Genomic DNA, 23333 nt, shown 5'->3' on the forward strand with positions numbered 1-23333 from the left:
AGCCGCCATGCCAGCAATATCCCCCACCACACTGGACTGGAAACAGTTTGAACAGTCTCTGTTCGACATCTACTGGCGGGACGTGCAGGCTTTTCTGGCCGCACACCCTGATGACACCTTCTACGCCTTCGCGCTGAGCGGCTTGTACCGCGAGGAAGATGGCCCTATCTATCTGCCCACGCTGGCCGCCAATAGCGAACAGGCTTATGCCGAAGTACTGGCCTCGTACCAGAAAAAAGGCATTTCCGAATTTTCGGCGGACGCAGGCCAGCTCGGCAGTCTGCGCTGGAACCCCGCCGACTGGAGCTGGGAAGAGCTTGATATCAATTCGGAGGGTTCCGCCTTCCAGCAGCTCAACGATGCCTTGATTGCAGAAGCCAACAGCAGCACACCTGCCCACTGGCTGCGCGCCGAGGCGCGCCTGCTCAAGGTGCTGATCAGCATTTGCAAGGCACTGACCAAGGCCTGCAAAAAATCCGCTTCGGCCAGTCAGTTGAGTCCTCAGTTTGCTGTGCTGTTGATCACACTCGACGACGAGGAAAGCGAGCAACTGGCACGCCAGAGCCTGGGCGAACCCCTGTTTCTGAAACTGTTCCCCAGTCACGATAAAGACGCGCAAAGGCGTTACCGGATTGCCGCCCTGCCCATTGCGCAGCAGCTGCAATATCACCTGGCCTGCCTGCAAGGCGTGGCGCTTGAGGAGCTGGGCCTGAGCGCACAAGACACATCGCTGCTGGGCGAGGAAGCCGAGACCGCGCTGCTGAGCATGGACCACGCCCTGGTGGCCCATGCACTGCTGCCAGTGCTGTCCAGGCCCCAAGCGCAATGGCGCGCCGCCATGATGCTGGCCCAGATGGCCTGGCATGACGAAGCGGTGCTGGCCGCGCTGCGCCAGCAGGTGCAGCAGCCGCTGAAGCAGCGTTCTGAAGAAAGTGGCCGCAACTGGTGCGCCAGTGCATTGGGGGCCATCGGCGATCAGGACTGGCTGCTGCAGCAAGTCAGCACAGTGGCCCTGCCTGCCGAGCGAATTGCGCAAGGCATTGCCCACCCCTACCGCGCCTGGAACAGCAAGCCGGGCACCACCGCCCTGCACTTGAACTATGCGCCGCTGGAACAGGCCTTGAGCCTGAACCATCAGGCACTGACAGCAGCGCTGGGCGAAGAGCTGGCGCCCGGCACAGGCTTTTGCAGCTTGCGCAGTGCCGATCTGGATGAAGCCATTCTCGGCCTGCAGTCACCACATCTGCTGGTGCGTGTGCATGCGGCCTGCATCATGGGCGAGCGCAGCCTGGGTGCTGCCGCAGGCAAACGCATCATTGCCGCACTGGCACAGGCCTTGAGGCGGGACGATAACGAGGATGTGCGCTACCAGGCCATGCTGGGCTTGCAGGACTGGAAAAAAGCCAGCATCAGCCAACTGGCCGAAATTCAGCATGCCGCCAAGCATGACGCGAGCGAAAACGTTCGTGAACTGGCACAGGAATGGCTGGACGAATACTGCTGAACACACGAAAAACAGAATCGGAGACAGACATGCAAATCAATGTGCAAGGCGCTGACATCTACGCCTACTCCGGCGGCAAGCCGTTCGACGCGGCCAAGCCCACCGCCATCTTTATCCACGGCGTGCTGTGCGACCACAGTGTGTGGGCGCTGCAAAGCCGCTACATGGCCAACCACGGCTGGAACGTGCTGGCCATTGACCTGCCCGGCCATTGCAAAAGCGGCGGCGCAGCCCCCAAAACCGTGGAAGACGCTGCCGCCTTTATCGGCCAGTTGATGGATGCAGCAGGCGTGAAAAAAGCCGCGCTGATAGGCCACAGCTGGGGCAGCCTCATTGCCATGGAAGCCGCCGCCACATTGAAAGAACGCATCAGCCATCTGGTGCTGGTGGGCACGGCTTTTCCGATGAAGGTATCGCCGGCCTTGCTGGAATCGGCACTCGCCACGCCCGAAAAAGCCATCGCCATGGTCAACACCTTCTCGCGCGCCACGCTGTCGCCGCCCAATGGCGCCGGCAGCTGGGTGTTTGGCGCCGGCATGGCCCTGGGCCGTCGCGTGCTGGCCAGCAACAGCACCGTGAACCTGCTGCACGCAGGCTTTACCGCCTGCGACAGCTACGCCGGTGGCGAGGCGGCCATGGCTTCCATCACCTGCCCCGTGCTGTTTGTGATTGGCGAGCAGGACCAGATGACGCCGCCCAAGGCCGCCAAGGGTTTGATCAATGCCGCCAAGGCCGCTGGCAAGTCGGTCAAGGTGCAGATGATTCCGAATGGTCACAATCAGATGTCAGAGTCGCCCGATGCCACCTTGTTTGCCATTCGTGATTTTTTGAAGACGCCATGACCCAAACCTTCCAGCACCGCGGCCAACTGGCCGCAGCCACCGCCGAGTGGGCCAAGATCCCGCTCACAGGTCTAACACCCAGACGTACTCTCAATCTCGCCGATAAAAAAGCCGACTGGAAAGAGGCGTTGGGCATGCTCAGGCGCTTTGCCAATAGCTATGAGTACAAAGAGCCGCTGGATGATTCTGATGCCTACATCGCACTCACCAACTACGAAAAATGGAAAGAAATGGGCGAGGAAGCCTGCTCGCTGCTGATGTATGGCATTGACCTGGGTCTGAGCGGCGATGTGCTGCGCCCCATTTATCAAGAAATCGCAGCGCTGTATTGCGATATGGGGGCCTTGCATCAGCAAGCCATCACCGGCATGACACAGGAGACAGGCGAGGACTATGGTGTCGCAGCCCCCATCGAGACCCGCACCAATGAATATCGCATTGCCGTGACCTTGCTGTCGCTGGCTAACTTGCTGGATGCGCAGGACGATGTGCCAGCCATTGATGAACATGTGCTGGCCTTCGATACCGACCAGTTGCTGGACTATCTGTGCGTGGGCGGCTTGCAGTTGCAAGAGTTCAGCGAGGAGCTGTTTCACAAACGCCCTTACGGTGCCATGAAGCCATTTTTTGAGCAGCTCGAAGCGCTACCTGACCCACTTGTGCCCTATCTGCAAAACCAGTACACCGAGTTTTTCAAGCTCTCGCCCAAGCAGCAGAAAAAAGGCGGCGAGTGGCTGGGCACAGGCCCCTGGGCGCTGGAAGTGGGTGCGCTGTCCGTGCTCTATGGCTGGGATGACACGGCGCTGCGCAGCTGCGCCCGCTACCCCGCCGACCTGGTGGACTATGCGCGATCACGCATTGCACAGACTGCTGATTCAGGCGACGCCTGAAAGAAAGCGTGCAATACGGCCTGTGATGCGCTCGGGCAACTCGCGGTGCGGCACATGACCTCCACCGGCGATGATTTCCACTTCGCCAGGGCCTTGCGCCCATTCGCAGATGTTTTCGGGGTGCACCAGAGAGCCGAATTCATCCAACTCGCCATGAATGGCCAGCACCGGGCAGTGCACCTGCTTCAAGGCTGCATCCAGCCGGTAATGCGCAAAAGGCGCGCTCAGCCAGGTATCAACCCAGGCTGACAGCACCCAGGCCGCTTTATCGCCGTGATAGCGCCCCAGCCGTTCCACCTGCCCAGGCTGGGCAAAGTTGTCGCGCGCTGCGCGAATACCTTGCAGCGTGCGGTCTTCCACAAAGCTCTGGGCCGATTCGGTAATCAAGGCCTTGCACTGCTGCGGATAGGCCGCTGCCACCATGCAGGCCATGCCACCGCCCACGCTGTGCCCCAGCATGACAAAAGCATCCAGCCCCAGCGCCTGGTGAATGGGCGCAAAACCCGCATGCACCTCGTTTTCCACAAACTGGGGCTGCAGCTGATGCGGGTTGGCATCAGACTGACCAAAGCCCAAGCGGTCATAGGCGATGACTTCGCGGCCTGTGGCGGCGGCCAGCTGTTCGGGAAATTCACGCCACAGCGCCACGCTGCCCAGCGAGTCATGCATCAGCACAATCGGCGCCTTGGCGCCCGCATCGGGCTGCCAGCGCTTGACATAAAGCGCGCCGTCTGGCGTTGCGACCTGGGTCTCGCTGATGTGAATCGACGTAGCTGATGGAGAGTCGTGATCGGACATGGGCGGCAATCCGGTAAAAGTGGGCATTGAGCAAAAGCTTCAGCAACAAAAGTAGCACCCCACGCTGAACCAGTGCGGGCTGCATGCCAATCTGGCTGTATCTGCATCGAGGTTGGCAGATTCTGTAGCCTGCACTGCCGCAGCCACTGTCCTGCAAGTGACCACGGCAGGCCTGAGGGAGCACTTACCCGCTAGCTCCACACCAGCGCCAGCTGTATAAAAAAGCCTTGCCAAACAACGAGGTGCTGCCATGTCCCAGACTACGACCTCCGCGATGGACGCCAGCGCAGCTGTCGATCCGCGTGCGTTCAAGAGCTTTGCCGAGTTCTACCCTTTCTACCTGGGTGAGCACAGCAACACCACCTGCCGACGCCTGCATTTCGTGGGCACCAGCCTGTCGCTGCTGTTTTTGCTGGCGCTGTTTGTGACGGGCAACTGGTGGTATTTGCTGGCCGGGCTGGTATGTGGTTATGCCTTTGCCTGGGTGGGGCACTTTGGCTTTGAAAAAAATCGGCCCGCCAGTTTCAAGCGCCCGCTCTACAGCTTCATGGGTGACTGGATGATGTGGCGCGATATTTTGCTGGGCCGCATCAAGATGTAGAGCCTGTGCAGCCACAAAAAACAAACGGGCTTGAACACAATCAAGCCCGTTTGCATTGGTGAAACAGCAGCTCAGCCTATGCGGCGATTGCCATAGATGCTCTCAATTTCAGAGACATAGCGCTCCACAATCGGCTGGCGCTTGACCTTGAGCGTGGGGGTGAGCAGCTGGTTTTCCACACTCCATGGCTCCAGCGTCAGCAGCAGCGCACGCGGCTGGGCGTAGCTGGGGAAATCTGCGCTCAGGGCTTGCAGGCGTTTGAGCAGGGTCTGCACCACCACCGGCTGGCGCAGCGTCTCGGGGTTGTGTGCTTCCCAGCCTTGCTCCTTGGCAAACAAGGCCCAGGTTTCGGCATTGAGCACGGCAATGGCGCTGATGTATGGGCGATGATCGCCCAGCACCATGATCTGCTCGATCAGCGGATCGGCCAGCAGCGCAAGCTCCAGATCGGCAGGGGAAATTTTCTCGCCAGTCGAGGTGACGATGATTTCCTTGATGCGCCCCATCAGGCGAATCCGCCCCTTGACGATCTCTGCCTGGTCACCCGTGCGCAACCAGCCATCGGCCGTAAAGGCAGCCGCAGTTTCTTCGGGGCGCTTCCAGTAGCCTTTCATCACAATGGGGCCACGCACCTGCAACTCGTGCTGTTCGCCAATGCGAATCTCCACATCCTGCAAAGGCGCACCCACCGTGGCGGGGTCGTTGCAGTCCAGTGTGACGACCGAAATCACCGGTGTGGTTTCCGTCATGCCATAGCCTTGCAGCAGGGGCACATCCAGCGCCAGAAAATCCTTGGCCGTGCTTTGCGGAATAGCCGCACCACCCGTGATGGCCATGCGCACGCAGCCACCAAAAATATCGGCAATCTGCTGGCTCAGCTGGGCATGGGCCGCAGGCGCGGGCGTGCCAATCAGCGATGCATCGTGCTTGTGCAGATCGGTGATGTCCTGGCGCGCACAGAAATTGGCCCAGCCCCATGCAATGGCTGCGTAGTAAGCCTCGCGCTCGGGCTGCGGGCCAGCCAGAATTTTTTCCAGCATCCTGGCATGCACTCGCTCATAGATGCGGGGCACGCAGACCAAAATGGTGGGCTTTTCGGTCAGCATGTCCTGCATCAGCAGCGCGGCAGATCTTGCATACGAGGTGCAGGCGCCGCTGGCAATGGCCAGGTAGTAGCCCACGGTGCGCTCAAAGGTGTGCGAGAGCGGCAAAAAGGACAGAAAGCGGTCGTCCTCGCGGGGCTGCACACGCTGCGCAAACGCCGAGACATCGGCCATCACATTGGCGTGGGTCAGCATCACGCCCTTGGGGCGGCCCGTGGTGCCCGAGGTGTAGACGATGGCAGCCACATCTTCAGGCTCTGGCAAGGCGGGCGCAGGCTTGCCCGCCATGGCTTGGCCTTCCTTGAGCCAGTCGGCCAGCGCCAGCACACGTGGCTGGCTGGCATCGGCCTGCACAGGCTGCGCCAGATCGGCCACCACCACGGTTTTCAGATGGCTCATCGCGTAGCCGGTGGCACGCAGGCGTTCCCACTGGCCGAGACTAGCCAGCACCAGCAGGCTGATTTCAGCGTTATCAAAAATATAGGCAATGCTGGCCGGGTTGTCAGTGGTGTGCACCGGCACAGAAACCACGCCCATCTGCAGCGCGGCCTGATCGGTGCACATGGCGTTGACGCTGTTGGGCAGCCAGATGCCGATATGGTCGCCGTGCTGCAGCCCGCTTTGCTGCATGGCGGCGCGAAAGCGCATGACGGCAGCGCCAGCCTCGCCCCAGCTCAGCGAACGCCAGGGCTGGTCTTTGTCAACAAATTCACGGTAGGCGGGCAAGTCTGGCGTGGCCACCATGCGTGCCTGAAACATGTGGGCCAGGCTGCGCTGCTGCCGGGGTTGGGAGACAGATTGGCTCATGAGCAATCAAAAAATCAATGCCACAAAGCACAGCCCGGAGCGAGGCTCTGGCTGCACCAGCAGGCATGGGTGAAATCTGGCCGCAGGCAAGCCCTGCGGGGCGGCGAGTATCCAGCGTCTGGATACCTGAATGCCTTTATTGTGCGCTGCCTTACCCAGCAGCGCTTATCTGCTATCAATTATCTAGCTTGAAACCACTGTGTATTCATAGAATTCGGGTGTTTTCTCAAACTCTATGAATATCCGCTGCAGGCGCGGCAATCAGCTCGGCCAGGCTCATGGAATCAATCTGGGCGCGCTGCCACAGCGGCTCTGTGGCGGGCGTAGGGGCTAGCAGCAAGGCCTGAACCAGCGGCTCCACCAACGTTCTGTGCGGGTCCACCAGCAGCACATAGCGCGGCTCGGTGCTCTCCAGCGAGACATAGGCATCCGGCGGCTGCACCGCGCCCACCCAGTCCAGCTTGGCCAGCGCCTGCAGCACGGGCTGAATTTGCGCCGCCTCAATGCGCAGGCGCCGCGATAGCTGGCGCACAAACAGGCCTTTATGTGGCAGCTCACGCTCAGCCGCCAGGCATTGCAGCACTTCCACAGCCAGCTCAAACTGCCAGCCACGATGGCCCGTGAGCCGCTCTACCCCGCTGAGCACGGTGGGCAGATAAGCCGTCACCAACGCACCCAGCAGCACAATGCTCCAGGCCACATACATCCAGATCAGCAAGATGGGCAGCGTGGCAAATGCGCCGTAAATCACCGAGTAGGTGGGCACTGATGACAGGTAAATACCCAGCACCTTCTTAGCCACTTCCATGAACACTGCGACAAAAACGCCACCCACCCAGGCATGGCGCCAGCGCACCGGCGTATTGGGCACATAGTGATAAAGCCCCGCCATGCCAGCGGCCAACACCATGAACTCAATGGAGTCAAAGACAAAGCGCAGGCTCTCCGGCAAGGCATTGACCAGGCCCTTGGATGCAGACATCACATAGGACGACAGCACCAGACTCAAACCCAGCACCAGCGGCCCCAGCGTGATGGCGGCCCAGTAAATCAGCACGCGCTGGCCCAGCGGCCTGAGCTGGCGCACGCGCCAGATGTTGTTGAGCGTGCGGTCAATCGTCAGGATCAAGGCAATGGCCGTGACCATCAGAATCGAAAAACCCACCAGCCCCAGCTGGCTGGCCTTGGACGCAAACTGCGTGAGATAGCCCAGCACCTGGCGCGCAATGGTTTCGGGAATCAGGCTGTCCATCAGCCAGCGCTCCAGCACCTGCTGCACCTTGCCAAAAATCGGGAAGGCCGTGAACAAGGCCAGCGCCACGGTAAAAAACGGCACCAGCGCCAGCAGCGATGTGAAAGTGAGACTGCTGGCTGTCACGCCCAGCCGGTCTTCCTTGAACCGCTCGCGCAGCACCTGTGCGGTATTGCGCCAGGGAAAGGTCTGCATGCGCTGCTGCACGCGCCGGCTCTTGCGATGCAGCTGGTATTTCAGCTCCTCACGGCTGGGCAGCTTGGATTGGGGGACTCGTGCCACCCAGTCCTTGCAGGCGGCGGCCAGATTCTGGGTTTTTCGCAGAGAATTCCGCTTGCGCTTTGCTCCTGAAACAGAAGCTGCCTGCGCTTGTGAATCAATCGCTTGCGGCTGATTTGACTCTGATTCTCTGCCCCAGCCCTGCTCTGGCGCGCTGAAATCGGCATGCGACGCTGCCTCGGCAGCAGGTGCAACAGTCTCCAGCACCGGTTCCTGTCGCGCGTCCAGGTTGTTCAGATGCGGCTCCTGGCGCTGCACAGACTCTTGCAGATGCTCTTGCTGCTGCTCTTGCGGTTGCTCTTGCGGTTGCTCTGGCTGCAGCAGTGATTGCTGCACGGCAGGCTGAATGGAAGATGGTTGCCCCCACCCTGCCGGCTGTGCCGCTGCAGGAGTTGATGCAGGTGCCGGTACTGATACAGGGCGCTGACCTTCCAGCGCTGCCCAGAACCCGGCTCTATCGTTCTTTTTCATGACAGCCTCCCCAGAGGTGCCACACCAGCGAACGCGGGGCGACCAGAGCTGCGCCATATCAAACGCAGAATCGAAAAGAAATGTCCAGATTCAAAGGGAGCTGCCATGGCCGATATGATGCCATTGCTATGACCGACGCCCTCTCGCCCCAAGCCGCCGAAAACACTTCCTCACCAATCCAGCAGCCTGGCTCTGACGTGGCCGCCACCCGCTGGCTGGCCGTGGGAAGCCTGCTGGGGCTGATTGCGCTGTGCGTGGCCTGGGAGCTGTGGCTGGCCCCCGTGCGCAGCGGCGGCACGCTGCTGTATTTGAAAGCCTTGCCACTGGCCTTTGGTGTGATTGGCCTGCTCAAGCGCCGCATGTACACCTACCGCTGGCTAAGCCTGCTGGTGTGGCTGTATTTCACCGAAGGCGTGGTGCGTGCCTGGGGCGACCCGGCCCCCAGCCGCTGGCTGGCGCTGGGCGAAGTGCTGCTGTGCATCGTGCTCTTTGTTGCCTGCACGGCCCATGTGCGCCTGCGCCAGCGCGCCGTCAAAGCCGCAGCAACTACGGCAGCGGCAGCGGCTGCCGCAACGGCTACAACAGCGGCCTAAATTCCGGCATCCATATCCAGAACAATTCCCGGCTGCTGCGCCAGTGCGCGCAACTGCCCGGCCAGTGCATTGAACAGCAACTGCGCCGCTGGCGACATGGCCCTGCGCGGGCGCTGAATCAGCAGCGTGCGGCGCAGAATGCGCGGCTCATCCAGCAGGCGAAAGCGTAAATCGCCCTGCAAACCCAGCGATGGGTGCCGCGCCGTCAGCGCCGGAACAATGCTCACGCCCAGACCCAGACTCACGGCCTCGAACAGCAACTGCGGGTTGGACATGCGCAGCGGCGTCTGCAGCACATTGGGGGGCATGCCCGGTGCACTGGCCAGCAACTGGCTGATGGCGGTATCAGAAGTCAGCCCCACAAAGGGCAGATGCGCCAGATCGGCAACCGCCAGACGCGGTGCGCTCAATAGCGGCTCGCTGGCCAGGGCCACCAGCCCCATGCCGTCGCTGACCAGCGGCTGCATCTGCAAATCACCCGCCGCAGGGTACGCCGCGCCTACGCCAAAGTCCACACTGCCAGCCTGCACCCGCTGGGCAATGCCTTCCGCACTGTCTTCCAGCAAATCCACTTCAATGCCCGGGTACTGCACCCGCAGCGCAGGCAGCACCGGCAGCAGCAACACCGCCAGCACCGATGGCGCAGCAGCAATACGCACCTTGCCCCGGCGCAGCGCCGCCAGGTCGCCCAGGTTTTGAAAGCCCTGCTCCAGCGTTTCAAACGCCTGGCGCACATCCTGCAAAAAGGCCTGCCCGGCAGCCGTCAGCCCCACAGTGCGCGTGGTGCGGTCAAACAGGCGCAGGCCCAGCGCCTCTTCCAGCTGGCGTATGGATTCAGACAGGGCCGACTGCGTCAGGCACAGCTCCCGCGCAGCGGGGGCAAAAGCTCCCTGGCGCGCCACCTCATCAAAGGCGCGTAGCTGGCGCAGGCTGACATTATTCGGAAAAACCGGCATAACCAAGCAATTTATTTCGATTGTTTGCCAGTCTGCCATGTTCTACGCTTGGGGCTTCGCGGTTTTCCATGCCAGCAGCGTGTTTGCGGGCTTAGGATGCCCTCTGCTTTCTCTTTGCGCCGCCTGCGGGCGGCCTGCCAGCCATGACTTCCACCCCTGCTTTGCTTGATTCCCTGCGCCAGATTGTTGGTGCCACCCATGTCCTCGCTGATGGCGACCTGACAGCCTATGAGCAAGACTGGCGCAAGCGCGTACACGGCAAGGCGCTGGCCGTGGTGCGCCCCGGCAACACGGCAGAAGTCGCCGCCGTGGTCAAGGCCTGCGCAGCAGCCCATGTGCAAATCGTTCCCCAGGGCGGCAACACTGGCTTGTCGGTGGGCTCGACCCCCGACAACAGCGGCCAGCAGATCGTGCTGAACCTGACGCGCCTGAATGCCGTGCGTCATATCGACAAGGACAACCTGACCTTCACCGTGGAAGCCGGTTGCATCTTGCAAAACCTGCAGGACGTGGCCGAGAAAGAAGGCCTGCTGTTCCCTCTGTCCCTGGCCGCTGAAGGCAGTTGCACCATTGGCGGCAATCTGGGCACGAACGCAGGCGGGACGCAGGTGGTGCGCTATGGAAATACGCGTGAGCTGTGCCTGGGTCTGGAAGTAGTCACGCCCCAGGGCGAGATCTGGGATGGCCTCAAAGGTCTGCGCAAAGACAACACCGGCTACGACCTGCGCGATCTGTTCATTGGCAGCGAAGGCACGCTGGGCATCATCACCGCTGCCACCATGAAGCTGTTCCCCCAGCCTGCGGCGCAGCTCACCGCCTTTGCCGCCGTGCCCAGCATGGAGGCAGCCGTGCGCCTGCTGGGCCTGGCGCACCAGCATCTGGGTGCGGGCCTGACGGGTTTTGAGGTGATGGGCCAGTTTGCACTGTCTCTGGTCGTCAAGCACATGCCGCAGCTGCGCGTACCGTTTGCCGACATGGGCGACGAGGCGCCCTACTGCGTGCTGCTGGAAAACAGCGACAGCGAATCCGAGCAGCACGCCCGCCTGCGCTTTGAGCATCTGCTGGAGCTGGCGTTTGAAGACGGCTGCGTGGTCAACGCCGTGGTAGCCGAAAGCCTGACACAAGCCCATGAGCTGTGGCATATCCGCGAGAGCATTCCGCTGGCGCAGGCAGAGGAAGGGCTGAACATCAAGCACGATATCTCTGTCGCTGCCTCGCGCATTCCCGCTTTTGTCGAGCATGCAGACGCCGTGCTCAAGCGCGAAATTCCCGGTGTGCGCCTGGTCAACTTCGGCCACCTGGGCGACGGCAATCTGCACTACAACGTGCAAGTGCCCGAAGGCGAAGACGGCAAGCAGTTTCTGCGCGAGAAGGAAGCGCTGGTCAACCACCTCGTCTATGAAGCGGTGGACCAGTTTGGCGGCTCGTTCTCTGCCGAGCATGGCGTGGGTGCGCTCAAGGTCGATAAGCTGGAAAAATACCAGTCACCCGTTGCCATGCATATGATGCGCGCTATCAAAAATGCACTGGATCCGCAGGGCATCATGAACCCCGGCGTGGTTCTGGCGCGCAGCTGATACGCAAGCAGCGAACCGCACAGCAAAACCCTGCAGACTTTCGTTTGCAGGGTTTTGTTTTTGATGCGGCAACTGCATGCAGCTGTTCAAGCTTGCACCCGGGTGGTCTGCCCGCTAATCCTGCGCAGGCACAAAGAACAAATACTCGCCCGGCCCCATTTCAGGGGTGATGAAATAGCCTTCGCACTGCCGGTTTTTGCACTTGACCGTGATGACCCGGGGCCAGATCGTGGCCGCGCTGGGGTAACCAGGCAAGTACTGCGGCACATGCCAAACGCCAAAGTCTCCCACCATCTGTGCCAGCTCCTGCCCCGCCTGGCTTTGCTCGCCACTGCCCAGCAGTTTGCGCTCAATGCTCAGCGGGGCATTGGTCACCACGGGCGCAGCGCCCGCCACAGTGCTGGCCCCGCTCACCGCCATTGCTGCGATTGCTGCAGCCAGGAAAAAGAGTCGCTTATCCATGACAGCCTCCTCGTTGTCTGGCCTCAGTTCGGGTACAGCGCTGCAGGCAGGTTGTTGCTCGCGGCAGAGACCTCAGCCACGGCAGGCTTTGGCGGCGGCGGAATATAAGCGGCCTGCGGTGATGCATCCGGCCCATAGTTGTTTCGGCGCTCATCCGCCGTCATGGACTGCGGGCATTTGGTGCCCGTAATCTCCAGCGCCACCCGTGCGGCAGGGTCCATGCAATCCATGGCCAAAGACGCGGCCTTCATGCCCTTGTTCCACAGCTCACGGCTCATTTTCAGCCGCTGGCAGTGATCGTCGCTCCAGGTGGAGCCTATGCTGATACCAAAGCCCGGCCCGTTGGCACTGCCGCTGGTGCTGCCCATGCAAGTGTCATTGCTGGTGGTCAGATTCGGGCCATTCACGCTGGGCACGTTCTTCATCGTGTACGTGCCTGTGTACTCCACCACGCTCTTGGACGTGCCACTGGTCACGTAATTGATGTTCTGCGTGCTGTTGCCATTGGTCGTGATGGTCTGGTCCGAGCGACTGTCAATGGTCTGGGCAGAGCGGGTTTCAGGGGGCGAGACAAAAGTGATCGATTGCTGATTACCGACCGCAGAAGTGCTGGACGTGCTCTGGGAACTATTGTCGGCAGACTGCGCCATGCTGCTCACGGCGACCACAGCCCCCAGCAAACCGAGTAAGGCTTTCATGATGACCTCCTAGACGCCCGGACTTCACCGCAATGAAGCCCGGGTGGACACTGCTGCGCGGAAATCAGACTCAGTGGGCGTCGGCGCCCGAGCCTGCAATGGCGGAACCCGATGTTCCACCGCCATTACCCCAGCCCGCTGCATTGCCGTACACGATGGCGTTCTGATAGACGCTGCTGCCTGCAGAGCCTGCGCTGGAGCTGGTGCCGGTTGCGGTACCGCCCGGATACGAAACCGCACCCGAAGCAGCGTTGTAGCCAGACTGCGTGCCCGAGGTATTCGTCACCAGCGCGCCGCCACCGCCAGGGCCTGCCGCTGTTGCCGCTGCGTTATTGGTGGACGACTGGGCCTGACCGTAAGACACGCCGCTGACAGAAGCGCCTGGGGCGCTGGCGCCGTAGCCCGAAATGGCGCCGGAGCTTGCGCTGGCACTGGTGCCTGCGCCGCCCACCGCATTACCGTTGCCCGATGTCACCGCCAGGCTCTGCACCGTGCCAGTCGTATTGGCGCTGCCGCTGACCGACGAGCCCCCCGCAGCCAGGCCAGGCACGGCACCTGCAGTACCGCTTCCTGCGGCAGAAGCCGTGGCACCAGCCACCGCACTGTTCATGCTGAGCGCACTGCCGTTGCCCGAGCTGGAAGCTGCGGACAGCGTGCCAGAGGATGAGTTCGTCGACGTTGACGTTGCAGCGATGCTGGAGCCACTCACCGCAGCCGAAGCCACGCCCGCCAAAGCAATCACAGCCATACCAATCAGAGATTTTTTCATGATCGTCCCTTTGAAAGCCAGCTCTCAGACTTCTGAGAAAGTTAAGGCAACAGGCGGTCTGCACGAAGGGTGCAGGCCATCCCATCCGTAACCGTCAGCAGCTTTGGCGCTGATGTAACGCTGCGGCTGCTTTTCGGTCAGCGCCAGTTTCATCAGGGGACTCAAAATCAGAAATACCGCAGCCATCTTGGCGTCGGACTGATTTTCAAACACCTTGAAAAATTACGAAACCTCTTTCCAGCGCTCTGTTTTGCGCTATGAATTTTGCAATTTTTAACAATTAAATGCGTAATGTTTTTAAATGTAAATTTATTTACTTAAAGAAATATAAACAAAAAAATCAAGCACCAGAGAAAGGCTATCAGACTCTTTTTATTCATAGAATTTTTTAACTTTCAAATCCATGAATTTATGTTTAATTTTTAAAAAAGACATTTCTTGACAATTGGAATGGATTTTTTACTACAAGTGGTTCTAAACGATAAACATCAACATTCTCAAAAAACAAATTCCAATGGAGCGTTAGCATGTTTTCCAGCACAGCACCCATCAAATCTGGCAGTCCTTGGGACCATCATGAAATGCCATCATCGGCCCATATGCAAATGTGGCCCGAAAACATGGCTGGTCAAAAAGATAATCCCGTTAAAGCATTTATTGTGGATGACGATATTCATGTGCGCCGCGTCATTGCACAAGACATCATGGGTGACCCAAGAACCTTGCTGGTAGGCCAGTCAGGATGCCTGCGAGAAGCTCTGAAAAACATAGCAAATCAAGCATTCGATGTTTTGCTTCTGGACCTCAATCTGGGTGATGGAGATGGCATTGACCTGCTGGATTTCGTGAATGAAAAGCTTCCGCATGTTTTAACCATTGTCGTTTCATGCACAGAAAGAGAAGACCGTGTTCTTCAGGCTTTCTCACATGGCGCACAAGGTTTTCTATTAAAAGACTCATGGTTTGGCGGTTATGCGCAGGCTGTGCTTCAGGTGGCCAATGGCGGTGCTTCCATTACCCCATCCTTGGCCAAAAAAATACTTCTAAAGATATATAACAAATATTCTCCACATGAGAAATCGCAAAAAATCAATCAAGAAGAAAAATTATCTTACCGTGAAATAGAGATACTTCAATTAATTGCATGCGGTTACAGCAATCCGGAAATTTCTACATCCCTAAAAATAAGTATCTGCACTGTTTCAACACATATCAAGAATATCTATCAGAAACTACAGGTTCATTCCAAAGCGCACGCAGTCAGAGCCGCATCTCTGAAAGGAATACTTTAATGCCCAGCCAATGATTGAATGCAGAGGCCCATATGTACGCGCTACGCGGTATGAAATGGCTGCTGGTTCTGATTTTCATGCAGTCATCAGTGCTGCTGTATGACAGCGTTTCTGACGACAGTCACCTCCAGCCAGCGCTTTTCGCACTCAGTCTGCTGCTGGCCATCACGGGTCTGGTTGTCTCTTTGCATCTGCTGCTGTCGGCCGTGCCGTGGGGCAAGCCGCTGCAGGCGCCTCTGTCCGACGAGATTCAGAACGAGCGCCACCGCATCGCATCCGAGTTGCATGACACCCTGGGCTTTCAGCTGCTGCAGGCGCTGGCCCTGCTGGAAGCCAAGCCACCACAAGAGCGCCACCCCGCGCAGGAGCTGCTGGAGCAATCGCTTTTTGACCTGCGGCTGATTGTGGACACCATCGACGCCCCGGATGACAACCTGGCCATGCAGATGGCCCGCCTCAGGCACCGCCTCGCCCCGGCTCTGGAGCGCAAAGGGCTGATCCTGCACTGGTCGCTGCGCGACCCGGAACTGGAAGCAGCCCCCCTCAGCGCCCCCCCATTGCCCAGAGGCAAAGTGGCCCACCAGATATTGAAGGTATTTCAGGAAAGCATCAGCAATGCCGTGCGGCATTCTGGCACCAGCGAAATATGGGTCACGCTGGAGCCATATGTTTCAGAAAATCCGCTGCAGCGGGTTTGGGACTGGTCTTTGCGCATTGAAGACAATGGCTTCGGCTTCGATCTTCAATCCGTTTTTCAGAGCGAATCATCTTCAGGCCAGGGTATCAAGAATATGTTCTGGCGCATGCGCAATATCGGCGCCGATCTGCGCATACAGCCTCGCCCGCAAGGCGGCACACAGATATGGGTGCGCTGGCGCTCTCAGGGACGCGAAGAATAAAGGCCGCGCCATTTCAGGCGGCAAAATTATCCCGCTTATGAGTGGCCGATTTATTTCAAATAAAAGCTTTACACCAAAGGCCGGCAGAGAAAATTCGCCAGCCGTTGAATCAGTCTGCTCAGGATGCTGGCTGGGCTGCCACGTTCTGGATCAGGCTCTGCACCGATTCCGGCCAGGGAATGTCATCCCCTTGCACATCGGTAAACACGGTCTGCCGCCCAGCGCTCAGCAGCCAGACGCGCAAACCATTGCGCGCCGGGTCGATCACGATGGCCGCCGACTCTTCCCCACCCATGCGCTGGCGGTTGCCAAACACGGCCATTGCACTGCCCTGCGTCTCCAGAGGGCCCACGGCATCCAGATTTTTCAGCACGGTTTCGTACTGAGCTCCGGTCAGCGCCTTCAGGCGCTGCGCCAGCACGCCGGTTTTCAGGTAATCCACCCCATCCCAGCGGTACTTGCCTTCCATGGCTTTCAGGCTGCTCAAGCCCTCCTCGCCATCTTTTGCCACATGGGGAACGCGTACCTGCACGATGGAAGAGGTGGAAACAATCTGAGCCGTGGCTGCAGGCGCTGACTCTGCCGGGGCAGCGGATGCCGTCGTTGCAGAAGGTGCAGCCGGTGGCGCAACAGGGGCGGGATCAGGAGTCGTGGCAGGAACAGCGGCAGGAGCTACGGGAGCCACCGAGGCACTTGGCGCATCTGTCGCTGCAGGCGCAGCCGCAGACTTACTCTGGTCGCAGCCAGCCAGCAAAGCCACACAGGCCAGCGCACCAGCGGCAGCCGTCATCAAAATTCGCGTCATCCAACACCTCCTTGTATCTCAAGGGGGCGATTGTGCAGGCGCAATAAGTCAGCCGCCTGCTTAATGCTCCACATTGGCTAAGCTTTTTGACATGGCGCACGCAGCCCGTCAGGTGCCCGTGGCAAACTCCAACCATTGCTGGCCCAAGCCTGAGTGCCAGCCCCCATTCAAGAGTCGGCCCGCCTCCTGTACGCTGAGCCGTCCCGTCCATCGATAGCACCATGAACGCCACCACATCCCACCTGCGCCCCGTGCGCTGCCAGTACGAAACCTTTATGCGCCATGTGTTCGAGCATGGTGCATCCAAGACCGACCGAACAGGAACGGGTACGCGCAGCGTGTTTGGCTACCAGATGCGCTTTGACCTCAATGAAGGCTTCCCGCTGGTCACCACCAAGAAGGTGCACCTGAAGTCCATCATCAACGAGCTGCTGTGGTTTCTGCGCGGTGACAGCAATGTGAAATGGCTGCAGGAGCGCGGTTGCACCATCTGGGACGAATGGGCCGACAAGGAAACTGGCGACCTGGGCCCCGTGTACGGCGTGCAGTGGCGCAGCTGGCCCAAGGCGGGCGGCGGCCATATCGATCAGATCGCCGAAGTCGTCAAACAGCTCAAGACCAGCCCTGACAGCCGCCGCATCATCGTCAGCGCCTGGAATGTGGCCGATCTGGACCAGATGGCGCTGATGCCCTGCCACGCCTTTTTCCAGTTCTATGTGGCAGACGGGAAATTGAGCTGCCAGCTCTACCAGCGCAGCGCCGACATCTTCCTGGGCGTGCCCTTCAACATCGCCAGCTACGCACTGCTGACCCATATGCTGGCCCAGCAATGCGATCTGGAAGTGGGCGACTTCATCTGGACGGGTGGCGACTGCCACATCTACAACAATCACTTTGAGCAGGTACAAACCCAGCTGGCACGCCAGCCCTTTGCCTACCCGACGCTGAATATCAAGCGCAAGCCTGATTCCATCTTCGACTACGAGTACGAAGACTTCGAGGTTCTGGACTATCAGCACCATGCAGCCATCAAAGCGCCCGTCGCGGTTTAAGCATTACTGCTCACTATAAAAATCAAAGCTGCCTGCGCTTTATTTCATTGGATTTCAATCAGTTTTATTCTTGAAACCAATATTTAACTTGCGCTAGCAGCTTCCACATTGATAGCAATGGCCATTCAACTGATTTACGCCCGTGCCGCCAATGGCGTCATCGGCAAAGACAACACCATGCCCTGGCACCTGCCGGAAGACATGGCCCACTTCAAAGAGCGGACCAAAGGCTGCGCTGTCATCATGGGTCGCAAGACCTGGGACTCGCTGCCCCCACGCTTTCGCCCCCTGCCCGGTCGCACCAATATCGTGGTCACCCGACAGACCGACTGGCAGCCTGAGCCTGCCTCCGACCAGGTCGTTCGCGCCGCCAGCCTGCCCGAAGCACTGAAGCGCGGCCAGCAACTATCGCAAGACATCTGGGTCATCGGCGGTGCACAGATCTACGCCCAGGCCCTGCCACTGGCAGACGCTGTGGAAGTCACCGAAATCGGCCAGGACTTTGAAGGCGATGCCCACGCCCCGAAACTTGGCGCCGAATGGAAGCCCGTACGCAGCAGCGACCATGTCTCTGTCAACGGACTGCCCTACCGCTTTGTGCGCTACGAACGCGGCTGACGACATTCCAGCCGCAGACTTTGTGATCTGCGACCACCGAAAAGCGGCCGAAGCAGAAGATGTCTGTCGCGCCACATGTTGTTCAGGCTGACGTGCATTCAGTCCAGCGGGGGACAGTTTCCCTATTGCACAATGAATGCTGCATTGCAACAATTCACTGAGACTGCGGTATCTGGATTGCTCCACCACCCCAGTCTTTCACTTCTTTCACACTGACGGGCGCCCCCGAAGCCCTTGCCTGCCTATATGAGCCTAGTCCAGCCCCTTCCCCCCGGCGCCCTTGACATCGTGGGAGACATCCACGGCGAATACGACGCGCTGGTGCAGTTGCTGGCGCACCTGGGCTACGACCACGAAGGCAACCACGCCGAAGGGCGGCGCCTGGTGTTTGTGGGCGACTTCTGCGATCGCGGCCCGGACAGCCCCTCCGTGCTGGGGCTGGTGGGCGGCATGCTGCAGTCGGGCAAAGCCCATGGCGTGCTGGGCAATCACGAAATCAATCTGCTGCGCCAGGATGCCAAAGACGGCTCCGGCTGGTTCTTCGACAGCCGCATTGCCTCAGACCAGCCCAAATACGCCCCCTTTGCCCGCATGCCCAAGGCCGATACGCCCCGCATGCTGGAAACGCTCAATCAACTGCCCATCGCACTGGAGCGCGAAGACCTGCGTATCGTTCACGCCGCATGGATTCCCGAATCCATCGCCCAGGCCCGCGAACTGGAAATCGGCAGCGCCTGCACGGCCTACGACGATTTCGAGCATGTTGCGGCAGAACGCTCTGTCATCAACCGCATTGCCCAGCGCATGCGCGAAGAAGACCGCAGCTGGCCGCACAGCCTGGAAGACCACCTGCACGAGCCACCATTCCTGCCCGCACACAGCGAAAACGAACTGGCCAAAGCCATGGTCAACCCGCTGAAAGTCATCACCACCGGCGTAGAACGCGAATGCCGCACCCCTTTCTATGCAGGCGGCAAGTGGCGCTTTGTCGAGCGCGTGGGCTGGTGGAACGAATACACGGAAAAGCCTGCCGTCATCGTCGGCCACTACTGGCGCCGCCTGCGCGCCAGCGATGCGCCAGCACATGGCTCTCAGTTTGAAAACCTGTTCGGCAACACCCCCTCACTGTCGTGGCACGGCCTGCTGGGCAACGTATTCTGCGTTGACTATTCCGTAGGCGCCCGCTGGCTGAACCGCCTGCGCGGAGAAAACCCCAACGAACGCAGCAAACTCGCCGCCATGCGCTGGCCAGAGCGTGTACTGGTGTTTGATGATGGGGTGCAGGCAGTGTCTGAAAATTTTGGCGAAATCAACCATCCGAAAAATTGATGTGCGCCACATGGCGCTTGTGCAGCGCCTAGGGCGTGTTCACATTACCTCAGGTGTTCGCAAATCAAAGCCATTGAGATAAAGGTCGCGTACACAACATCGAGCTTGTCATAGCGCGTGAAGACGCGCCGGTAAGCCTTGATCCGCCGGAACAAGCGCTCGATCTCATTGCGCTGGCGGTATCGTCGTTTGTCCAATTGCCAAGGGTGTTTGCGCAGTGGGTGCGCAGGGACGACAGGTATCAAGTTGCGCTCCAGTGCCTCAGCTCGCAAGTCACCGCCGCCGTAGGCGCTGTCCATCAGCAGATACACAGGTGCGTCTTGGACGCCAATGACTTCAATGAGGTGACGGCCTTCGGGGCCATCACCGGCTTGGCCTGCTGTCAGGCTCCATACCAAAGCATCTCGACAGCTGGCGGCCACCATGTGAATCTTGCTGCTCCAGCCACCCCGGCTCCTGCCTATGGCTTGTGGACCGTTTTTTGCGAGCCCCGCAGCCATCAGGGTGGACTTTGACGATGGTTGAATCCAGACTCAACGCTTGGACACACCACTGGCTAAGTCGGTCCTGCTGTAAATGTGAAAGTACTTCCACCAGGACGCCGCTGTGCGCCCATCGGTACAGACGCATGTAAATCGTATGCCGTGGGCCAAATCGAGTTGGCAGTGCGCGCCATTTACAGCCGTTACGGCCATGTAAGCCAGCGCATTGAGCAAGCGATAGTGGCTGATACGACGACTGCCACGGGGCTTAGGTAACAGATGGCGGATGCGCTTGAATTGAGAGCGAGAGATGTACATGCAGGCGCTGGATTGTCAGCGCCTGCATGAGCAGTCAACTATTAATGTGAACACGCCCTAGGTGTTTAGCCACAAAGCGGTGAGTGATGTGCTGATTTTTCATTCCGTGGGCAGCCTGTTCCATAGCGAGTGCAGGGTCTTTGAGCTGTTTGTGCGGCAGCGAACAAATTCCGCAACAAGCGCGTGGCTCCTGTGCATTTCTGATGCTGCCTGTCCGGCAGCGAACTTGATAGGGTCGGCGGTGATTTCCGCGCAGCTTTTCTGAGCTGCCTGTGCGGAAGCGAACCTGGCCAGAGTTGCTTGAAGTTTCGTGCTCACTTTCTGAGCTGCCTGTGCGGCAGCGAACGGCACAAACTTGGCAGGGTCAGGTGCCTTGGTTTTCTGAGCTGTAGAAGTTCCGATCTGATCTGACAGTTGCTCCCGTTTCGGGCGGTACGGCTGTCAGATTAATTGAGCGCTTTTACCTTCTCATCCCAGACCTCCTTTGCATCAATCAACGTTTGCATCGGCGTCCTGCCACAGCACATCTTGCCTTGATGTGTTCGCTGCCCGTTGTAGTAATTGATCCAATCGTCCAGATCCGTTTGCAGCTCGTCGATGGAGCGGTAGATCTTGCGCCTGAATGCCACTTGGTAAAACTCCTGCAGGATCGTTTTGTGGAACCGCTCACAGATGCCATTGGTTTGCGGGTGACGCACCTTGGTCTTGGTGTGCTCAATGTCGTTGATTGCCAGATATAACTGGTAGTCGTGCGTCTCGGCCTTGCCGCAATACTCCGTGCCTCGATCCGTCAGGATTCGCAGCAGTCCCATGCCTTGCTCCGTCAGGAAAGGCAGGACTCGGTCATTGAGCAAATCAGCTCCCGTGATTGGTGTCTTGGTGGTGTACAACTTGGCGGCAGCCCACTTGGAATAGGTGTCCACGAAGGTTTGCTGGTAGATGCGCCCGACGCCCTTGATCGTGCCCACATAGAAGGTGTCTTGGCTACCAAGATAACCGGGATGAGTGGTTTCGATTTCTCCGCAGGCCAGGTCATCTTCCCGCTTTCTTTCCAAGGCTGTCACCTGGGATTCAGTGAGAACGGCGCCAGTCTTGGCGACCTCGGCTTCCAGGTTGGACAGACGCTGTTTGAAGCTGGCCAGTTGATGACGCATCCAGATGGAGCGCACACCGGAGGGAGACACAAAGATGCCCCGCTGGCGTAGTTCATTACTTGCACGTAACTGTCCATGCGCTGGCTGCTCCAGGGCATAGGCAATGACGGCCGTTTCGACGGCGTCATCAACCCGGTTCTTGGGATTGGGCTTGCGCCGAGATATCTGGATCAGGGCCTCTACGCCACCTTCTTCGTGGGCATGCTGATTGAATCGCCCCGGATTCCCTAGACACTTTTAAGCCGTTGGGAATGGCGTTTCTCGAACTCTATCGGAGAAATATCTCCTGCAGTGCCGTGACGCCTTTTTGGGTTGTAGAACATCTCGATGTAGTTGAAGATATCTGCCCTTGCGTCCTCGCGCGACGTGTAGATCTGGCGACGAATTCGCTCGCGCTTGAGCAACTGGAAGAAGCTCTCGGCCACTGCGTTGTCATGACAGTTACCGCGGCGACTCATGCTGGAGACTAGGTTGTGATCTCGTAGGAAGTCCTGCCAGTCATGCCCGGTGAACTGACTTCCCTGATCCGAATGCACCATGACCGCCTGATCAGGTCGACGACGCCACAGAGCCATCAGTAGTGCATCGAGTACCAAGTCGGTATCGATGCGGCTGCCCATGGACCAGCCCACGACCAGACGGGAGAACAGATCAACCACCACTGCCAGGTACAGCCATCCCTCGTGAGTGCGGATGTACGTGATGTCGGTCACCCACGATTGATTGGGCTCATCCACAGCGAAGCGGCGCTGCAGGTGGTTAGGGGCAACTATGGCGGGCTTGCCTCCGCGCATCCCAGGGCGGCGCCGGTATCCCGTTTGCGAACGCAGCCCTTGGAGCTTGAGCAAACGGGCCACGCGGTGTTTACCGCAGCGCTCTCCCAGATCCCGCATGTCCAGTGTGAGCTTGCGGTAGCCGTACACACCACCACTTTCAAGCCAGGCTTGTTTGAGCAAACCTTGCAGTCGCAGATCATCCCGAGCCCGTGGGCTGACGGGTTCAGCTTTCCAAGCGTAATACCCGCTGGGATGTACCACCATGACTTTGCACATGCTACGAATGCTGTATTCGTGCTCATGTTTCTGAATAAATGCGTACTTCACCCGAGCTGCTTGGCAAAGTACGCTGCGGCCTTTTTTAGGATGTCACGCTCCTCGGTCACACGCTTGAGCTCGGACTTTAGTCTGCGCAACTCTTCTGTCTGCGTAAGTTGAGCTTGTCGCTCTGCGGGAGGCCCTGAATGCGTCTTCAGCCACTGATACAGGCTATGTTGACTAACGCCAAGGCGCTGTGACACGTCAGCGACCTTGTGGCCTCGTTGTGTGATCTGCTTGATGGCTTCGATCTTGAATTCGTCTGGATATTTAGGCTTACTCATGGCACCTCCTATTGGGCCTCGGGATTGAGGCTCAGAAGTGTCTAGAAAACCCGGGGCGATTCACAGCGAACGGCTATTTCCACTGGTTGCATTGGCGGCTTGTTTTCTGAGCTGCCTGTGCGGCAGCGAACTCGCTCCTGAAATGTTCTGTGCGATCGACTTTTTTCTGAGCTGCCTGTGCGGCAGCGAACGGCTTGATATCATCACCCATTTTTTGGCAATATTTCTGAGCTGCCTGTGCGGCAGCGAACCAGCCCCTGCAACTAAACAGCCCGTTATGGCATTTCTGAGCTGCCTGTGCGGCAGCGAACCAGCCCCTGCAACTAAACAGCCCGTTATGGCATTTCTGAGCTGCCTGTGCGGCAGCGAACGTCGCGCTCGGCTTTGGCCTGGTGTTCTTCCTT

The 23333-nt window shown here is 59.1% G+C and carries 22 protein-coding genes, 1 pseudogene and 1 CRISPR repeat array (1 of these 24 cut by a window edge); of the genes and pseudogenes, 11 read left to right on the forward strand and 12 right to left on the reverse strand.

The window, feature by feature from the left end; genetic code table 11:
• Positions 1-7: 7 nt before the first annotated feature.
• The 3 genes from JDW18_RS14720 to JDW18_RS14730 are packed head-to-tail and all read left to right on the forward strand — an operon-like array spanning position 8 to position 3236.
• A complete protein-coding gene (locus JDW18_RS14720) occupies positions 8-1504 on the forward strand; it encodes a DUF4303 domain-containing protein (protein ID WP_218240155.1) in 1497 nt (498 codons plus the stop codon).
• Between the two features lie 29 nt (positions 1505-1533).
• Positions 1534-2346, forward strand: coding sequence for an alpha/beta fold hydrolase (locus JDW18_RS14725; RefSeq protein WP_218240156.1), 813 nt, complete (start codon positions 1534-1536; stop codon positions 2344-2346).
• Positions 2343-3236: a PoNe immunity protein domain-containing protein gene (locus JDW18_RS14730; RefSeq protein ID WP_218240157.1), complete on the forward strand. Its 894-nt coding sequence runs from the start codon at positions 2343-2345 to the stop codon at positions 3234-3236. The genes JDW18_RS14725 and JDW18_RS14730 overlap by 4 nt, the downstream gene beginning before the upstream one ends.
• Here JDW18_RS14730 and JDW18_RS14735 read toward each other — a convergent pair.
• On the reverse strand, positions 3222-4034 hold the full coding sequence (locus JDW18_RS14735; protein WP_218240158.1) for an alpha/beta fold hydrolase: 813 nt from the start codon (positions 4032-4034) through the stop codon (positions 3222-3224). The genes JDW18_RS14730 and JDW18_RS14735 overlap by 15 nt on opposite strands.
• 250 nt (positions 4035-4284) lie before the next feature.
• Here JDW18_RS14735 and JDW18_RS14740 point away from each other — a divergent pair, with 250 nt between their 5' ends.
• The gene (locus JDW18_RS14740) at positions 4285-4635 is read left to right on the forward strand and encodes an Mpo1-like protein (RefSeq protein ID WP_218240159.1); all 351 of its coding nucleotides are present in this window, start codon (positions 4285-4287) and stop codon (positions 4633-4635) included.
• Between the two features lie 71 nt (positions 4636-4706).
• On the opposite strand, the gene JDW18_RS14745 is transcribed toward JDW18_RS14740, so the two are convergent.
• A complete protein-coding gene (locus JDW18_RS14745; protein ID WP_218240160.1) occupies positions 4707-6545 on the reverse strand; it encodes an AMP-dependent synthetase/ligase in 1839 nt (612 codons plus the stop codon).
• Between the two features lie 226 nt (positions 6546-6771).
• Positions 6772-7992 carry a YihY family inner membrane protein gene (locus tag JDW18_RS14750; RefSeq protein ID WP_246610556.1) on the reverse strand — a complete coding sequence of 407 codons (1221 nt, stop codon included), beginning with the start codon at positions 7990-7992 and terminating at the stop codon, positions 6772-6774.
• Positions 7993-8675: 683 nt separating this feature from the next.
• Here JDW18_RS14750 and JDW18_RS14755 point away from each other — a divergent pair.
• Positions 8676-9140: a DUF2069 domain-containing protein gene (locus JDW18_RS14755; RefSeq protein WP_246609946.1), complete on the forward strand. Its 465-nt coding sequence runs from the start codon at positions 8676-8678 to the stop codon at positions 9138-9140.
• Here JDW18_RS14755 and JDW18_RS14760 read toward each other — a convergent pair.
• Positions 9137-10096, reverse strand: coding sequence for a LysR family transcriptional regulator (locus JDW18_RS14760; protein WP_218240163.1), 960 nt, complete (start codon positions 10094-10096; stop codon positions 9137-9139). The two genes, JDW18_RS14755 and JDW18_RS14760, sit on opposite strands and share 4 nt — an antisense overlap.
• A gap of 143 nt (positions 10097-10239) precedes the next feature.
• Between JDW18_RS14760 and JDW18_RS14765 the strand changes: the two genes are divergently transcribed.
• Entirely contained in the window at positions 10240-11673 is a 1434-nt protein-coding gene (locus JDW18_RS14765) for an FAD-binding oxidoreductase (RefSeq protein WP_218240164.1), read from the forward strand.
• Between the two features lie 114 nt (positions 11674-11787).
• Here JDW18_RS14765 and JDW18_RS14770 read toward each other — a convergent pair whose 3' ends face one another.
• The 3 genes from JDW18_RS14770 to JDW18_RS14780 form a co-directional block, all read right to left on the reverse strand.
• Positions 11788-12135, reverse strand: a complete 348-nt coding sequence (locus tag JDW18_RS14770) for a hypothetical protein (RefSeq protein ID WP_218240165.1) — start codon at positions 12133-12135, stop codon at positions 11788-11790.
• A gap of 23 nt (positions 12136-12158) precedes the next feature.
• Positions 12159-12833 carry a hypothetical protein gene (locus JDW18_RS14775; RefSeq protein WP_218240166.1) on the reverse strand — a complete coding sequence of 225 codons (675 nt, stop codon included), beginning with the start codon at positions 12831-12833 and terminating at the stop codon, positions 12159-12161.
• 70 nt (positions 12834-12903) lie between these two features.
• Positions 12904-13602, reverse strand: coding sequence for a hypothetical protein (locus JDW18_RS14780; RefSeq protein WP_218240167.1), 699 nt, complete (start codon positions 13600-13602; stop codon positions 12904-12906).
• Between the two features lie 527 nt (positions 13603-14129).
• On the opposite strand from JDW18_RS14780, the gene JDW18_RS14785 reads away from it, so the two are divergent.
• Positions 14130-14894 carry a response regulator transcription factor gene (locus tag JDW18_RS14785; protein ID WP_246609948.1) on the forward strand — a complete coding sequence of 255 codons (765 nt, stop codon included), beginning with the start codon at positions 14130-14132 and terminating at the stop codon, positions 14892-14894.
• A 32-nt stretch (positions 14895-14926) separates the two neighbouring features.
• Complete coding sequence (locus JDW18_RS14790) at positions 14927-15793, forward strand: sensor histidine kinase (protein WP_218240168.1); 867 nt, start codon at positions 14927-14929, stop codon at positions 15791-15793.
• A 118-nt stretch (positions 15794-15911) separates the two neighbouring features.
• Here JDW18_RS14790 and JDW18_RS14795 read toward each other — a convergent pair whose 3' ends face one another.
• Complete coding sequence (locus JDW18_RS14795; RefSeq protein WP_218240169.1) at positions 15912-16598, reverse strand: hypothetical protein; 687 nt, start codon at positions 16596-16598, stop codon at positions 15912-15914.
• A 221-nt stretch (positions 16599-16819) separates the two neighbouring features.
• On the opposite strand from JDW18_RS14795, the gene JDW18_RS14800 reads away from it, so the two are divergent.
• From JDW18_RS14800 to JDW18_RS14810, 3 genes are all read left to right on the forward strand, one after another.
• Positions 16820-17650 carry a thymidylate synthase gene (locus JDW18_RS14800; RefSeq protein WP_218240170.1) on the forward strand — a complete coding sequence of 277 codons (831 nt, stop codon included), beginning with the start codon at positions 16820-16822 and terminating at the stop codon, positions 17648-17650.
• Positions 17651-17767: 117 nt separating this feature from the next.
• Positions 17768-18268 carry a dihydrofolate reductase gene (locus JDW18_RS14805; protein WP_218240171.1) on the forward strand — a complete coding sequence of 167 codons (501 nt, stop codon included), beginning with the start codon at positions 17768-17770 and terminating at the stop codon, positions 18266-18268.
• A 246-nt stretch (positions 18269-18514) separates the two neighbouring features.
• Positions 18515-19597 (forward strand): metallophosphoesterase, encoded by a 1083-nt coding sequence (locus JDW18_RS14810; protein ID WP_218240172.1) that lies wholly within the window; start codon positions 18515-18517, stop codon positions 19595-19597.
• Between the two features lie 44 nt (positions 19598-19641).
• On the opposite strand, the gene JDW18_RS22630 is transcribed toward JDW18_RS14810, so the two are convergent.
• The 4 genes and pseudogenes from JDW18_RS22630 to JDW18_RS14825 form a co-directional block, all read right to left on the reverse strand.
• Positions 19642-20061 (reverse strand): transposase, encoded by a 420-nt coding sequence (locus JDW18_RS22630; RefSeq protein ID WP_246610558.1) that lies wholly within the window; start codon positions 20059-20061, stop codon positions 19642-19644.
• On the reverse strand, positions 19961-20263 hold the full coding sequence (locus JDW18_RS22850) for a hypothetical protein (RefSeq protein WP_246610560.1): 303 nt from the start codon (positions 20261-20263) through the stop codon (positions 19961-19963). The genes JDW18_RS22630 and JDW18_RS22850 overlap by 101 nt, the downstream gene beginning before the upstream one ends.
• A 580-nt stretch (positions 20264-20843) precedes the next feature.
• Positions 20844-21749: pseudogene (locus tag JDW18_RS14820) on the reverse strand (IS481 family transposase); the annotation flags it as partial.
• Positions 21750-21778: 29 nt separating this feature from the next.
• A protein-coding gene (locus JDW18_RS14825) for an IS3 family transposase (protein ID WP_218239616.1) occupies positions 21779-22929 on the reverse strand; the annotation gives its coding sequence in 2 pieces (ribosomal slippage) (positions 21779-22683 and positions 22683-22929; 1152 coding nt in all).
• A 103-nt stretch (positions 22930-23032) separates the two neighbouring features.
• Positions 23033-23333: direct repeats of the CRISPR family, unit length 28 nt; unit sequence TTTCTGAGCTGCCTGTGCGGCAGCGAAC (it continues 8013 nt past the right edge of the window).

The organism is Comamonas fluminis (assembly GCF_019186805.1).
Lineage (GTDB): Bacteria > Pseudomonadota > Gammaproteobacteria > Burkholderiales > Burkholderiaceae_C > Comamonas > Comamonas fluminis.

What these genes read in the sequence shown, in the direction of transcription:
- JDW18_RS14720 (WP_218240155.1), top strand. Translation starts at nt 8, where the DNA reads ATGCCAGCAATATCCCCCACCACACTGGACTGGAAACAGTTTGAACAG.
- JDW18_RS14725 (WP_218240156.1), top strand. Translation starts at nt 1,534, where the DNA reads ATGCAAATCAATGTGCAAGGCGCTGACATCTACGCCTACTCCGGCGGC.
- JDW18_RS14730 (WP_218240157.1), top strand. Translation starts at nt 2,343, where the DNA reads ATGACCCAAACCTTCCAGCACCGCGGCCAACTGGCCGCAGCCACCGCC.
- JDW18_RS14735 (WP_218240158.1), bottom strand. Translation starts at nt 4,034, where the DNA reads ATGTCCGATCACGACTCTCCATCAGCTACGTCGATTCACATCAGCGAG.
- JDW18_RS14740 (WP_218240159.1), top strand. Translation starts at nt 4,285, where the DNA reads ATGTCCCAGACTACGACCTCCGCGATGGACGCCAGCGCAGCTGTCGAT.
- JDW18_RS14745 (WP_218240160.1), bottom strand. Translation starts at nt 6,545, where the DNA reads ATGAGCCAATCTGTCTCCCAACCCCGGCAGCAGCGCAGCCTGGCCCAC.
- JDW18_RS14750 (WP_246610556.1), bottom strand. Translation starts at nt 7,992, where the DNA reads ATGCAGACCTTTCCCTGGCGCAATACCGCACAGGTGCTGCGCGAGCGG.
- JDW18_RS14755 (WP_246609946.1), top strand. Translation starts at nt 8,676, where the DNA reads ATGACCGACGCCCTCTCGCCCCAAGCCGCCGAAAACACTTCCTCACCA.
- JDW18_RS14760 (WP_218240163.1), bottom strand. Translation starts at nt 10,096, where the DNA reads ATGCCGGTTTTTCCGAATAATGTCAGCCTGCGCCAGCTACGCGCCTTT.
- JDW18_RS14765 (WP_218240164.1), top strand. Translation starts at nt 10,240, where the DNA reads ATGACTTCCACCCCTGCTTTGCTTGATTCCCTGCGCCAGATTGTTGGT.
- JDW18_RS14770 (WP_218240165.1), bottom strand. Translation starts at nt 12,135, where the DNA reads ATGGATAAGCGACTCTTTTTCCTGGCTGCAGCAATCGCAGCAATGGCG.
- JDW18_RS14775 (WP_218240166.1), bottom strand. Translation starts at nt 12,833, where the DNA reads ATGAAAGCCTTACTCGGTTTGCTGGGGGCTGTGGTCGCCGTGAGCAGC.
- JDW18_RS14780 (WP_218240167.1), bottom strand. Translation starts at nt 13,602, where the DNA reads ATGAAAAAATCTCTGATTGGTATGGCTGTGATTGCTTTGGCGGGCGTG.
- JDW18_RS14785 (WP_246609948.1), top strand. Translation starts at nt 14,130, where the DNA reads ATGTTTTCCAGCACAGCACCCATCAAATCTGGCAGTCCTTGGGACCAT.
- JDW18_RS14790 (WP_218240168.1), top strand. Translation starts at nt 14,927, where the DNA reads ATGTACGCGCTACGCGGTATGAAATGGCTGCTGGTTCTGATTTTCATG.
- JDW18_RS14795 (WP_218240169.1), bottom strand. Translation starts at nt 16,598, where the DNA reads ATGACGCGAATTTTGATGACGGCTGCCGCTGGTGCGCTGGCCTGTGTG.
- JDW18_RS14800 (WP_218240170.1), top strand. Translation starts at nt 16,820, where the DNA reads ATGAACGCCACCACATCCCACCTGCGCCCCGTGCGCTGCCAGTACGAA.
- JDW18_RS14805 (WP_218240171.1), top strand. Translation starts at nt 17,768, where the DNA reads ATGGCCATTCAACTGATTTACGCCCGTGCCGCCAATGGCGTCATCGGC.
- JDW18_RS14810 (WP_218240172.1), top strand. Translation starts at nt 18,515, where the DNA reads ATGAGCCTAGTCCAGCCCCTTCCCCCCGGCGCCCTTGACATCGTGGGA.